Annotated in this window: 4 protein-coding genes; all 4 read left to right on the top strand. The window is 57.0% G+C overall.

All coding sequences use genetic code 11. From position 1 onward, the window contains the following. Positions 1-21: 21 nt before the first annotated feature. Positions 22-708 (top strand): secretin and TonB N-terminal domain-containing protein, encoded by a 687-nt coding sequence (locus tag DBR37_RS15030; protein ID WP_233588392.1) that lies wholly within the window; start codon positions 22-24, stop codon positions 706-708. After that, positions 708-1238, top strand: a complete 531-nt coding sequence (locus DBR37_RS15025) for an RNA polymerase sigma factor (RefSeq protein WP_124575284.1) — start codon at positions 708-710, stop codon at positions 1236-1238. The genes DBR37_RS15030 and DBR37_RS15025 overlap by 1 nt, the downstream gene beginning before the upstream one ends. Before the next feature lie 102 nt (positions 1239-1340). Continuing rightward, complete coding sequence (locus DBR37_RS15020) at positions 1341-2351, top strand: FecR domain-containing protein (protein ID WP_124575283.1); 1011 nt, start codon at positions 1341-1343, stop codon at positions 2349-2351. 220 nt (positions 2352-2571) lie between these two features. Further along, complete coding sequence (locus tag DBR37_RS15010) at positions 2572-15162, top strand: filamentous haemagglutinin family protein (RefSeq protein WP_124575281.1); 12591 nt, start codon at positions 2572-2574, stop codon at positions 15160-15162. The last annotated feature ends 67 nt before the right edge of the window (positions 15163-15229 follow it).

Genomic DNA, 15229 nt, shown 5'->3' with positions numbered 1-15229 from the left:
GAAAATATTACTCACATCCCTATGGCAAGAAGAATCGTGTCCATCGCCATGTACACCTTGGTGGTGGGCATGTCGTTGCTGATGCGCGATCTAGCTGCGCAGCCGGATGTGCGTCACCTGCCAGCCCGCGCGCAGTCTGCGCTGGTGGCAGGCAGTATGTTATTTGATATTCCGGCCCAGCCTCTGCAGGCAGCGCTGGATGCCTACAATGAGCAGACCGGCTACTCGGGGTTGTACAGTGCATCGGCTGTTCAGGGTTTGTTCTCCACACAGGTTTCCGGTAGCTACACGGCAGACGCCGCATTGCGCGTTCTGCTCGAGGGTAGCGGTCTGGCTGCCACCTTTACGGCGGCCGATGCCTTTGTGCTGGAAGCGCAGATTAAAACCACACAAGGAAAACAGGAAAGCCATACTTACCCGGCCTTGCTACAGTCCGGCGTGCGCGATGCATTTTGTCGCGAGCCGCTGCTGGCTGCGCTGGATTTTCGCATCGCTTTGCGTTTTTATGTCGATGTCAAAGGCCGCGTTACGCAAGCACTGCTGCTCGATAGCAGCGGCAACAAAGCGCGTGACAGCGCCATCTTGCAGGCACTCAAAAAAGTTGACATCGGACGCGGTCCGTCCGATCTGTCACTGCCTTTTTTTATGCTCATTCTGCCGCAGCAACTTGCTGCCAGTGGCGATTGTCCTGCTGTGACGAGGCACTGATGAGCGATACCGGCATCACAGGTTTGCGTGACTTTCTGGTGCGGCGCTATGACGACCTCAAGCGTCGTCTGACCCTGCATCTGGGTAATGCCGACCTGGCCAGTGAAGCCTTGCAGGAAACCTGGCTGCGCCTGGAAAGCAGCAAGGACGGCGCTAAGGAAGGCAGCGAACCGGTGCAATATCCGTTGAGTTACCTGATGCGGATGGCGACCAATGCGGCACTCGACCGCATGCGATCGGAAAAACGTTTTCTTAGCGGTGACGAAGTGGAGCAGGTACTGTCTGATCTCTCTGATCCGGCGGCTGGTCCGGCGCGTACTTTTGAAGCCCGTTCCGAAGCGGAGCGGCTGGCGGCCATCATCCAGCAGATGCCCTCGCGTCGCCGCAATATCCTGATACTGATACGGGTAGACGAGATGCCGCGGCAGGAAGTCGCGGACCGGCTAGGCGTATCGCTGAGCCTGGTTGATCGTGAGCTCAAGCGGGCGCACGAGCATGTGATTCAGCATATGAACGAGCACACATCATGAAAAACAAAGTGCAGTTTCAGCGAGCGAAATCCGTCTTGGGTATATACCGTCCATTTTCTGGAATATCCATGACCCTGTCGCCATCTGTCGGAGCCTGTCATCGTGTCTGAGCACATGCACCCATCCCGTCGCACGCCTGATGAGCTGGAGCTGCAGGCACACGCGTGGCTGCGTCGCCTGCGTTCAGGTACTGCACGTGCAGCAGATGCAAATGCCTTGCGTCGCTGGTGTGCGACCAGTCCCGCGCACGCACAGGCTTTTGAAAAGGCGCAACGTATGTGGCAGGACATGCTGCCGGCTGCAGTACTGGCGAGTGCCGGTGATGCGGAACTGGCTGCGCTGCGCAACCGTCAGCCACGCAAGGCGCCGCAGCAAGGTATCTCGCGTCGCGCCTTCCTTGGCGGCGCGCTGGCAACTTCCTGCGCGGCGATAGCGAGCATAGCCCTGATTGATCCACCGCTGGATCTGTGGCCATCGATGGCCGATGCATGGCGTGCAGATTACCGTACTGCTGCAGGCGAGCAACGCGATATTCAATTGGCATCCGGTGTCTCGGTAGAGCTGAATACACGCAGCGCCATCGCCGTGCAAACCTTGCGCGGCGAAACCGTAGGCATACAGTTGCTGGATGGTGAAGTGGCAGTAGATGCGACGCATAGGGCGCAGCCTTTCGTGGTCAGTGCCGCAGGCGGCCGTGCTTCCAGTATCGATGCGCGTTTTGAATTACGTCGTCTGGGGAATGCGGTCTGTGTGACCTGTCTGGACGGCATGGTCAAGGTTGCGTCGGGCAACGACGAAGTGGTGCTGCGCGCAGCGCAACAAGTTACATACGATAGTCAGGCCATACAGGCGATACGCAGTATCAATCCGGCAGAGTCATCCGGCTGGCGTAGCGGCATATTGAGCTTCCGTCAGACGGCATTGGCGCAGGTGGTCGAAGAGATCAATCGTTACCGTCCGGGTCGTGTCGTATTGATGTCGAAAGCAATGGCAGACAAGCCGGTCAGCGGTCGTTTCCACATCCGCGATCTGGATAAAGCAATCGCGCAAATCCAGCGTTTGTTCAAGCTTGATGTGACCTCGCTGCCAGGCGGTCTGATCCTGCTCAAATAGCGTAAACAGGCGGTCAGATCATGTCATCTGATTGTCATAAAAAATATCCGTTTTACGGTAAGCCATACCAGTGCTATCGCTGCGCGTGGCTGCTCATATTTTTCAGCAAATCTCCGTATAGCTTTTGGTGTTGGCTTTCGTCTAGGGAGGCAAAGGCGGTCAGGAAAATTTCCGCCATATTTATTCCTTCCAACATGAGTCATCACTGAAAGAGTCAGCCATGCCGTCCATCCGTCCTGCCAAGATGAACCCAGCATTTTTCAACCGTCAGCAATCTGCAGATGCAGGTTTGCGCCGGATGAAGCCACTAGCCCATGCCATCGCGCTGATGTTAGCGACCGGTAGCGTAATGGGAAATGCGAACGCACAGCAGGCATTCAGCGCCGCATGGTATGCGCAGAAGGGTGCAGTACAAGCGGCAGCAGTCGCCACCGGCAAACTGCCGAACGGCATGCCGGCCATGCCCGTGAGCACGCCACTGGCACAGCAACAGGCAGCCAACTCCCAGCTGCAACGCTCGCTCGCCAATCTCAATTCCGCCGCACGTGCGATTGCCCTGCAACAAGCACAGCAAGGTGCAGACCGCCTCGCCGCCAGCGCAGGTGCTGGCACAGTACCCGATGGTCTCGGCGTTGGTGGTCTCAATGCAGGCAGCCTGGTCAACAGCTGGATCAATGCGAATGGTCCGACGCAAAGCACCGCGAACGGCAAGACCATCGTCGACATCAAGCAGACTGCTGACAAGGCGATCCTGAACTGGGAAACCTTCAACATTGGCAAGAACACGATACTGAACTTTGACCAGCAAGCCGACTGGTCAGTACTGAACCGCATCAATAACGCAACTGCACCTAGCGTCATCCAGGGCCAGATTAAGGCGCCGGGTACCGTCATGATCGTGAATGCGAACGGCATCATCTTCACCGGCAGCAGCCAGGTCAACACGCGTAACCTCGTCGTCGCAGCAGCGCACATCCTCGATTCGCAATTCAATACCGGTATCTACAGCCCTAACCTGAACACCGCCAGCTTCACCGGTGCAAATGGCAACGTCATCATCGAATCCGGTGCACAGATCACCACCCATGAACCGACCTCCGTTACCTCCGGTGGTGGTTATGTACTGGTCATGGGTAAGGAAGTACACAACGCAGGTGAAATCAGTACGCGCAAAGGCCAGACTACTTTGGCAGCAGGTGACAGCTTCTTCATCCGCAAAGGTGTCGGCACTGAAGGTAATACCTATAGCACCACACGCGGTAATGAAGTCGCTGCGAAGATTGATGCTGATAGCGATGCCGGTAAGGTAACCAACACCGGTCTCATCATCGCGCGTGAAGGTGACGTGACCTTGACCGGTCGTGATGTGCAGCAAAACGGTGTGGCCGTTGCTACGACTACCGTTAATACACGCGGCACTATTCATCTGCTCAATTCGGCAAGTGATACACAGGGTAGCGTTACTTTGGGCCAGGGCAGCAGCACCGCCATCCTGATCGAAGATGACGGTAAAACGACGGCACTCGACAGCCAGCGCGACGCACTCATCAAGGAATCCGCAGCGCAAGACTTGCTGCGCGTGACCACTGCTACCTATGACAACCTGTCCACACTCAGTGACCGCCGCGACCAGTCACGCGTAGAAATCGTCTCCGGCGGTGATGTCAACTTCGCAGCTGACTCGCTGACACTGGCCACTGGTGGTCAGATCGCCGTCAGCGCCAAGACCCGTACCTTTGTTGCAGACAAAGCGAATCTGGATGTCTCCGGCGCAGTCGGTGTCAACGTCGCAATGGAAAGCAACAACGTCAAAGTCAACATCCAGGGTAATGAACTGCGTGATTCGCCAGATAATCGTGATAGCGGCAAGCTCGCTAACAACGACATCTGGCTGGACCGTCGTGAACTCATCCTGGTGTCAGCCGGTACCGGTGGTTATGCGAGTGACCGCTGGTATGCAGCAGGCGGCTTGCTTGAAGTCAGCGGCTACCTCAGCAATCAAGGCCACAGCATAGGCGAATGGGCAGCACAGGGCGGTACGGTCACCCTCGGCGGCAGCGAAGTCATTACACAACAAGGTTCAGCCATCAACCTCTCCGGCGGCAGCTTCAATGTGCAAACCGGCATGGTCAACCAGACCTGGCTCAAGGGCAGTGACGGCAAGCTGTATCGCATCGGTGAAGCACCGGCTGGCGTCAGCTACGTTGGCATTTATAAGGGCTTTGAAGACACCAGCGAACGCTGGGGCGACAAGGCCACCAAGTATTACTACAACCCGCTGATCGCAGCGCGTCAGCGTATCGAGAACGGTTACACCGTAGGTCGTGACGCAGGCAATCTGGTCATCAGTGCACCAACGGCAGTACTGGAAGGCGAGATCGTTTCCAAGGTCTATCAGGGTGAGCAGCAGACACGTGGCCGTGATGCGGTCAGTGATGGTTACAAACAAGCGCAAACAGCGGTTGCCAAAGGCGCGACCATCTCACTGGGTCAGTACACGGGTCCTGGCCGTACCGGTCTTTACGACTCCGACGTCAAACTTGGCGATGTCAACGAAGTGACTATCGGCATGGCAGCACGTGATGCGCTGGACCCGTCACGGATCAATACCGTCTGGCTGGATAGCCAATACATTAATGACCAACATCTGGCCGGACTGGATCTGGGTACGCGCGGCAACATCGTGATCGACAAAGCCGTCACCCTGAACGATGGCGGCAAGCTGAACCTGATAGGTGCAAATATAGATATCGCTGCGAATGTGACGGTGCGCGGTGGCACTATCAATGCCTCGAATATGTTTCTTTCGCCGCTACCTGGTTCGCAAGCGGGCGGATTGTCCAACGGTGGTTCAGCTATCACGCTGCATACCGGCGCAACGCTGGACGTCAGTGGTCGCTGGGTAAATACGCTGCTGGCTCCGACGGAGCGCAGTGGCCTGGCTTACCTGAATGGCGGTTCGGTCAAGCTGGAAAGCACGCGTGACGTCAAGATTGAACAAGATAGTCTGATAGATGCGTCCTCCGGTGCTGCGATCCAGGACAAAGGCAAGCAAACCGGTGGCAAAGGCGGCAGTGTCAGCCTGCTGGCGGATGTAAGTGGTGCACAGAATAATGACAATGGTGTACTGACGCTGGATGGCGAAGTACGCGGTTATGGTGTCGCTGGTAGCGGCACACTCAAACTGGAAACCGGTAATGCAGTCGTCATTGGCGCTGCCACTCCGACCGCAGGCGCAATGAACCTGGATGCGACACGCTTGCAAACAGGTTTCAGCAAATACGATATCAACGGTCATGCCGGTTTGCAGGTTTCAGATGGTGCGAAGCTGGATGTATTGATGCCGGTGTATCGCATCACAGAGAATGGCGCCGGCAGTATCGACGGACACAATGCATTTGAAATCTGGACGCCGGAGCAATATCAGGATGATCCGGCCAAGCGCCAAATGGTACAGCGTGCTGGCGCGGACCTGGTCTTGCGCTCACAGCGTATGCAGCAGGAAGGTGGCGACGTCGTCATCGGTCATGGCGCAGTGGTCTCGGTTGATCCGGGACGTTCCATCAGTTTGCAAGGTGGTGGCAAGAGCAGCATCGTGGTCGACGGTACGCTGAATGCATGGGGCGGTAATATCGCCGTCGGTATAGATGCACCACTGACTTCATCGCCACAGAATACTTCGCAGCAGGCACACAATCGCTCGATCTGGATAGGTGAAACCGCGGTGCTCGACGTGGCAGCACGCGCCGCCACCGGTGTCAGCGCTGATGGCCGCCGCTATGGTTCAGTCATGAATGGCGGCAGCATCACGCTGGGCGGCAGCATGGATTGGGAAAACAAGGGTGTCACCAATGCTCCTGATGTCGCCATCATTATTCGTCCGGGCGCCTTGCTCGACGCATCCGGTAGCAGTGCCAAGCTCGATGTACCTGGTACCAACGGCAAGGCGACTGAGGTCAATGTCGCCAGCAACGGCGGCGACATCGTCCTCAAATCTGCGCACAGTATTTATATAGACGGTACATTGCGAGCACATGCCGGTGGTGCCAACGCCGCTGGCGGTACGCTGGCGGTCGCGCTGGATGCACCTATATTTGCGAGCAACTATCAGCCGGTAGATGCGGTGCGCGCACAACGTGAACTGATCCTGTCGCAGCTGTATCAGGACAGCGGTTTGTCGGCTGGCTTACAGGCAGGGCAATCAGACCCTGCGCTGGGTTATGGCAAGGCACGCCTGAGTGTCGAACAGGTGAACAACGGCGGCTTCGGCAATCTGTCGCTGTTCGTGGAGGGCTTGCTCAGTTTTGACGGTAGTGTAGATCTGAACCTGGCGCAAAGCATGCGACTGTACGCCGGTAGCTTTGGCCTGGCGACGACATCCGCCAACGATGCCAGCATCAAACTGGCGTCAGCCTATGTGCGACTGGCAGGCACCACTAAAACGCCGGGTGATTTCAATGTCATCTACGGTGTGACGCGTCGTAACAGTGCCGGGACGACGGGCAGCGACGCCACCTTCGCGGTAGAGGCGGATCTGGTAGAGATACGTGATCGCGTCGGCTTCGGTGCGCATGGCACGATTACGCAGCAGAATAATACACAAGTGACGGTAGATCGCCGCGCGTTCGATGAAGTCGATATCATCAGTCGTGGTGATTTGCGTCTGTTGGGAGGGACGACTGGTCGCGGCCTGAATGGCGACACCTCTACTGAACTGGCGTCGATTGGAAATATCACCCTGACCGCCGCGCAAATTTATCCGGCGACAGGTGTCAACGCGCAAATCGTTGCGGGTTTCGATGACCGGCCATGGCCGGACGGCAAGTATCACGCAGGCAGCACGCTGGAAATCAAACGCTATGGCGATGTACTGGCGGCAGCGCCGCTGTCAGTGTTCGGTACGCTGGCACTGGGTGCCGACATCGTGCGTCAGGGCGGTGTGGTGCGTGCGCCTATGGGTAATCTGATCGTGGGACAGGACAGCCGTAGCACTAATACTGCGCATGCCAGCGTGGTTGAATTGCTGGCCGGTAGCCTTACTTCGGTCAGCGGTGCCGGTGTTGTGATGCCTTATGGCGGCACCGTAGATGGCATCGCGTATGACTACGCAGGCAAACCGATTACACCGCGCGCGCTGGGTACCAGTGGTATCAAGCTGACAGGTAATAGCGTGATCGGCAAGAGCGGCAGTGTGCTGGACCTGTCAGGTGGTGGTGAACTGACTGGTGCCGGTTTCGTTACAGGCCGCGGTGGTTCGGTCGACATCATCCGCACACCGTTGGTGAATGCGAATCCGACATTTGATTTCAGCAAGGCAGGCAATGGCGTGTATGCCATCGTGCCGAGTTTTGCCGGTGCTTATGCGCCAGTCGCACCAGATGCCGGATATGGCGATCCTATGGTGGGTCGTCAGGTCACATTTGAATATGACATTGCGGGCCTGAGAGCGGGCACCTATACGCTGATGCCTTCGACCTATGCCTTGTTACCGGGTGCGTTCCGTGTCGAGCTGGGTGCAGCATCGTTGCCGACTGGTGTGGCAGCAGCAGGTAACGGTTCGTATGTCAGCTCTGCCTATCTGGGTGTTGCGAACACGAGCATCATGGCCAGCTTGCCGAACCAGGTCATCGTGACGCCGGGTACAGCGGTACGCAAATATTCCGCCTTTAATGAAACCAGTTACGACGCATTTGTCCTGGCGGATGCCGCCAAGCGCGGCAGCATGCGCGGTGCGATCGCAGCGGATGCCGCTACTCTGACGCTGGACTATAAATACTCGACGCCAAATGCCGGCATGCCAATGTTGCAGTTCGAAGGTACTGCGCTCTTTAATCCGGCTGCTGCTTCGAATGGCTTTGGCGGTACGCTGGCGGTGACCGCTTTTGGCATTGAGATTCTGGCGGATCATAGCGGACCTACGGCCGGCTTCAGTGGTGCTTCATTGCTGGCGAGCGACCTCAATGCATTTGGTGTTGCACGCATGATAGTGGGTGGCACGCTGGGCATGAGCTACGGCGATAACTTCGCCACCTTCGTAGGCGAAGCCGGCAATCTGATCGTGCGCAGTGGTGCGCAGTTAAGGGCAGCTGAGGTGTTTCTGGTGCAAAATTCGCCATCGACCGGCATAACAGTGGAGCAGGGCGCATCGATTAATACGATAGGACAGGGCAAGGCTGCTTACGATTCGTCGGACGGTGTCGTGTTCTCCACCAACGGTAATTCCGTGCTGGGCGTCTCCAACGGCTGGATCAACCTGTTGTCTGCCCAGAGCGGTGCTGGCAATGGCGGCACCATCAGTATCGGTAAATGCAATGCAGCGCCATGCAGTGGCGAAACTACTCTGTATGGTGAAGGTACACTGGCGATTGCCACCGATAAATCGTTCACGCTGGAAGACAACGCGCGTTATGGCGCGAAGAATCTTTTGCTCGCCTTGTCTGCATTGAATCTCGGTAGCGATGATGCATTGGCACAAGCTGCGCAGAATGGCACCTTGCCCGCTGGCCTGTCGATGAATCAGGGCGTGCTGGATCGCTTGTTGGCAGGTAACGCAGGTGTTGGCGTGCCGGCGGTTGAATCGGTAATTTTCAACGCCCGTGAATCGATCAACATCTATGGCTCGGTTGCGCTCGATACTTTTAATCCGACCACCGGTAAATCCTCGATAGAACGACTGGTATTTGGTACGCCTGCCATCTACGGTTATGGTACAGCGGGCGACAAGGCCAGCATTACGACCGGTGAATTCATCTGGACCGGTGCTGCAATCACGCCGACCAAAACTACCGGCGAGTATCTGCCGAATACACCGGGTGCGGCGATCGGTAACTTGCTAGGCGACAGCACGCTGGATATCAACGCACAACGCATCCTGTTCGGCTATGGTCCGAATACGCAGCCGAATGCAGGCTTGTCAGCTGACCGTCTGGCGCTCGGTTTCGGTGCCATCAATCTGAATGCCAGCGAGCGTGTGACCTCGAATGGTAAAGGCACACTGAATGTCTACCATCGCCAGGGTGATTACATCGCTGGCCAGGGTTATCAATACACCGGCGGCGATCTGAACATCAATGCGCCATTGCTGACTGGCGCTGCGGCTTCGGTGAACAGTATTACCGTCGGCGGTGCATTGACCGTGCTGGCACCGAGTGGCAGTACTGCTGGCACCAGCGATGCTTTGGGCGCTGAATTGAAATTGGCCGGTAACACAGTACATGTTGATACAGCGGTCGTGCTGCCATCGGGCAAGCTGACTTTGTCTGCCACCGAAGACTTGACGCTGGGCGAGCACGCACAGATCGATCTGTCCGGTCGCGCAGTGAAATTCTATGAACAGACACGCTATAGCTGGGGCGGTGATTTGTCGCTGCTCAGCAGCACCGGTGATATCACCCAAAGCGCAGGCTCCATCATCAATCTGTCCGCTCAGCACAATCGCGGCGGTACATTGAAAGCAGTCGCTCTCGGTGATAGTGCAGGTCATATCGACCTGGCTGGCACCATCCTTGGCGGCAGCAGTGGCTGGTATGACGCAGGCGGCACACTGGTGCCTTACGACGCAGCAGAGATCACCTTGCGTGCGCAAACCTTGTCCGACTTCGCAGCATTGAATGCACGCCTGAATGATGGCGGTGTTTTTGGTGCGCGTCGCTTCCAGCTCAAGCAGGGTGACCTGACCATTAATGATGAGGTCAAGGCACGCCAGGTCGAAGTCGTTGTCGATGGCGGCAATCTGACGGTCGATGGTCGTATCGATGCCAGCGGCTTCCAGGTTGGTTCGATTTACCTGGCCGCCAAAGGCAACCTGACTGTCAACGGCACACTGGATGCACACGGTACCGGTTTGCGCGTGGATAGCAAGGGCCAGATCATTGATAGCCCGAACCGTGCAATCGTCGATCTGACGACCGAAGAGGGCATGCTGACCCTGGGCAGCAATGCGCATATAGATTTGCGTGCCGGTACCAATGTGACGCAAGGCAATGATGGTGTCGCACGCGGCACTTTCAATCTGAGCGCACCACGTCTGGGTGGTGTCGATGGCACAGGCAATGGCGCGAATGACGTAGCCGTCACTGTCAACGGCACACCAGTGATTGCCGGTGCCAAAACGGTCGCTGTCTATGGTTTCCGTAGCTATGACGATGCGCCAGAGATTGCAGTGCCGGATGTGAACGGCAACAAGCCGCAGGAAATTACGCAGGAATACTTCGACGGCATCAAGGATGGCAATGGTGTCATTGTGCGCGGTGGTATCGATCCGCACAACACCGCATTCATCGATGCAGCATTGGCCAATACCGCACTGGGCAATCGCCTGGCTGGCCTGGGCAATTACCATCTGCGTCCAGGTGTGGAAATCGTCGGTAAGGTTAGTACCGATAATCCGAATGGTGATGTGATTATCTCGCGCGACCTTGACCTGTCCGCTTACCGCTATGGTCCGAATGCCGACCGTGGTAATCCTGCCATGCGTGGTTTTGGTGAGCCGGGCATGCTGGTGATACGCGCTGCTGGCGACATCAATATTTACGGCAGCATCAACGATGGCTTTGCACCACCGCCGACGACACCGGATGACAAGGGCTGGTACCTGACCGAGGCGCGTTGGGCCGGTAATGGTGTCACACCTTTCGGTAGCGATATCGTGATCCCTATCGATGGCGTGGTGCTGGAAGCGGGTACGCAGTTCCCGCAAGGTGCGACCCTGAATTACGACCTGCATGCAGCAGGCATGAATTTGCCTAGCGGTACTGTATTGCCGGTCGACGTGGAGCTGACTTCCAGCCACACGCTGCGTGCTGGGACTGTACTGGCGGCAAATGTGTACAACGCCAACGGCAGCATCGCGTGGGCGGCGGGGACCGTGATGGCGACTGACGTGACCCTGAGCAGTGGTATGAAGCTGGGTGCCGGTACTGCCTTGCGCAGCAGTGCAGACGTGGCTGCTTTGGTATGGCCTAAGGGTTACAAGCTACCGGTTGCAATGTCGGCCAGCATCGCCATCACGCTGGCGCGTGGTGCATTGATTCCGGCAATGACCAAGGTCGAACTGCTGGATGACAAACCGATCAACCTGCGTCCCGAAGTGAATGGCGTACAAGGTGCTAACTGGGCGCTGGCACCGATGTTGGGCAAGGGTGCAAGCAGCTGGAGTTTGCAATTGACAGCAGGTGCGGATATGGCATCGGCTGACCGACGTGCAGTTGATCCGGCTGCCAAGGGTTCCATTATTTTGGCTGATGCCCATGCAATGACGCGGATCGAAGTGAAGCCGGGTGGTACTGGCTTTGTCTGGACCGATCAGGATCCATGGGGCATGGGCTATGTACCCGGCACACCTATTGGCGTTGATGATACGTGGATCTGCGATGTGTTGCCGGAGATGTGCGGCATAGACCCTGCGCGTATTTCTTATACATGGGGGCCGGGTGCGGTTCCTTCCGGTTTTGAGGAGGGTACACCAGTCGATCCTTTGTATGTTGAGCTGGGTATCTGTAATGAGCCGGACATGTGCGTACAGACCATTAATCCGGTGCGTGACATCACGGCTTACAGCTTGCTTTCACCTATGTTTAGCGTGCTGCGTACCGGTACCGGTGACATCGGGATGGCGGCAGCCGGTGATTTCCGCATGCAATCGGCATATGGCGTCTACACCGCCGGTACACCTTCGGCCACCATCCTCGACAGCAATGGCGTGGATATATTCAACCAGCCGCGCGGCCTGCATACCAACAATACTTTGCTGGGTGCACAGAGTAACGATTACAGCGCAGCGCTGGCAGCGTACCAGGCGTGGTATCCGGAGCAGGGCGGTAACCTGAGCATTTCCGTCGGCAGGGACATTACCGGCGATGTATGGGGTGCCTTCATCTGGCCTGAACGGGTCAATATCCCGAGTGCCAGCGTCGGCAACTGGTTGTGGCGTCAGGGTACTGGCAGCACCGCTGCTGGCAGTGATGCGGTACCGACTGCCTGGTGGATCAATTTTGGTGCTTATGCAGTACCGATGGCAAATGTATGGAACACCGAATATCACGAACCTTACTTGGTTGGTTTCACCGGACTGGGTACCCTGGGTGGCGGTAACCTGAATATTGAAGCGGGTGGTGATGCCGGTGTAACAGCGCGTCGCGGCACTGTTAACTCCATGCAGAATTACCCGCGCAGCCAGGCCCTGGTTGCGGCGGTAGGCAGCACCGGTCGCGTCGATGCTGACGGCAAACTGGTTCTGACTGGTGGTGGTGACCTGAACATACGACTCGGTGGTGTACTCAATCCGGACTTCGATACGACACAGCTGGGCAGCGGTGGTGCCAATGCACAGAATCATGACCTCAACGGAGCCTTGATCAACTTGCGTGGTAAGACTTCGGCAGCCGCGACTGCAATCGGCGACATCAAGCCACGTTACCGTCAGTTGCAAACACAGTTTCGCGGTTTCGATGGCGATGCAACTGACGTCCGCACCATAGATCCGTTTACGCCTACGGTTGCCACTAGCAGCGGCGGTATAACACTGGTGCCGGGTGACTCGGCAATTTATCTGGATACGCTGGGTGACCTGGTGCTGGCAACGGTCGCTGATCCGGGCCGTACGTATATAGCAAATAGCTCGCCATATACAGCGAATGGCACAAACTACCTGGGTGGTGGCCAAAGCTGGTTCTCGTTGTGGGACAAGCATACGGCGATCAATCTGTTTGCTGCCGGTGGCAACCTGACGCCGGGTACCGACATTGTGAATCGCGGCTCAAGCATGGGTAATACCAGCGTCGGAGATATCGTGATTACCTATCCGTCCATCCTGCGTGCGACTGCGGCCAACGGCAACCTGTATTACGGTTTCTCTGCGGCACCAGGTTCTTCCGGTACCGACACCAATAAGTATTTGGTGCTTGCGCCTTCGGCCAGCGGTGCGCTCGAATTCCTCGCAGGTAATTCCATCTATGGTGGCGGGTATCCGATCGCCATGTCGGGCTCCGATACACCTTTGCCGACACCATTCAATCCGGCATTTGTTGGTTTCAACCCGCAGGGACGCGTCGCGATTTCCAACTTGAGTATGGATGGCGCGATGACCAGTAATGATCAGTTCAGCGGTGCAGCCATAGATGGCAAGCAGCATTACTTCCCCTTGTTCGCATTCGGTCCGGACACACTGGGAGCGAGCGCGCTACATGCCGGTGATAATTCTGCGGCATTGTTCTATGGCGTGAATGGTGACGTGATCGGTGTCAACAGTGGCGTGACGCAGCGCATGAGCGGCCTGGGTCGCACCATCCCGACCTGGTATCGCGGCGCGACTGCCGCCCGTATCCTGGCCGGACGCGATGTAGTCAACATCAACAGTCTGTTCGTGCATAACAACGACAATGACATCTCGCTGGTGCAGGCCGGACGCGACATCTTGTACGCAAACATTGAGGTAGCCGGTCCAGGCACGCTGGAAATCAGCGCTGGTCGCAATTTGACGCAGGATGCAAGAGCAAGTGTCGTCAGCCTCGGTGGTCTGGTACAGGGTGATAACCGTCCGGGTGCCGATATCGCAATGATGGCCGGTGGCGGTATCAACGGGCCGGACTTCAGCGCGATCAGCAAGCTCTATCTTGATCCTGCTAACCTGGCCGATCCGGGTGCGTCGCTGGCCAGCCAGCCTGGCAAGGTCGTGAAGACTTATGAAGGCGAGCTGGCGACATGGCTGCAGGAGCGCTTTGGCTTTAGTGGCACCGCGGCAGATGCACTGACGTACTTCAATGCACTGGCACCGGAACAGCAACGCATCTTCCTGCGTAATGTGTACTACGCGGAATTGCGTGAAGGTGGTCGTGAGTACAACAATCCGGATAGCCGTCGTTTCGGTTCCTTCTTGCGTAGTCGCGACATGATCGCCACGCTGTTCCCGGATCGCGATGCACATGGCGACACCATCGTGCGTACTGGTGACATCACTATGTTTGGTAATGCCGGTGTGCATACCAACTTCGGCGGCAACATCCAGATGATGGCGCCGGGTGGCCAGATCGTGATCGGCGTGCAAGGTGAGGTACCGGCATCGACTGCGGGTGTGGTCACGCAAGGTAAAGGTGATATCCAGCTATTCAGCGAACAAAGCTTATTGCTTGGTTTGTCACGCGTCATGACGACCTTTGGCGGCGATATTTTCGCCTGGTCGGAACAGGGTGACATCAATGCGGGTCGTGGTTCCAAAACCACCGTCCTGTACACACCGCCGAAACGCGTCTATGACGTGTGGGGCAATGTGACCCTGTCGCCGCAGGTGCCGAGCTCGGGTGCCGGTATCGCGACCCTGAGCCCGATACCGGAAGCAGCTGCCGGTAACGTTGACCTGATCGCACCGCTGGGTACCATCGATGCAGGCGAGGCAGGTATTCGCGTCTCGGGCAACGTCAATATCTTCGCGCTGCAAGTGGTGAATGCCGCCAACATCAAGGTGGCAGGTGACTCCAAAGGTATCCCGATGATAGCTGCTGTCAACGTCGGTGCACTGACCAATGCCAGCGCAGCGGCCAGTTCAGCCGCAGCGGCGGCGCAGGATGTGATGCAGCGTGACCGCAACGAAGCACGCAAGAACCTGCCATCCATCTTTACGGTGCGGGTACTGGGCTTCGGCAACGAAGGCGCGCCGGATGATGACGGCGCAGGTCAGCGTGCACCAGCTGCAGGCGGACAACGCGGTGCTGCTTACGACCAGGGTAGTGCGTTCCAGGTACTGGGACAGGGGAATCTTGATCCGGCACAACTGGCACGTCTGACGGAGGCGGAACAGCGTCGCTTGAAAAAATAAGGCAAATTTTTTATGACATTTCCGTGACAAATGTCATTTGAAGCGCGCGATTTCCGTCTTGCTTATG

The sequence above is a fragment of the Herminiimonas sp. KBW02 genome (genome assembly GCF_003852535.1).
Classification (GTDB): Bacteria; Pseudomonadota; Gammaproteobacteria; order Burkholderiales; family Burkholderiaceae_D; genus Oxalicibacterium.
Note: the sequence above shows the minus strand (reverse complement) of the source record. Positions and strands in the feature narration are given on the sequence as shown.

Coding starts and splice junctions, on each gene's coding strand:
- DBR37_RS15030 (WP_233588392.1), top strand. CDS start 22: ATGGCAAGAAGAATCGTGTCCATCGCCATGTACACCTTGGTGGTGGGC.
- DBR37_RS15010 (WP_124575281.1), top strand. CDS start 2,572: ATGCCGTCCATCCGTCCTGCCAAGATGAACCCAGCATTTTTCAACCGT.
- DBR37_RS15025 (WP_124575284.1), top strand. CDS start 708: ATGAGCGATACCGGCATCACAGGTTTGCGTGACTTTCTGGTGCGGCGC.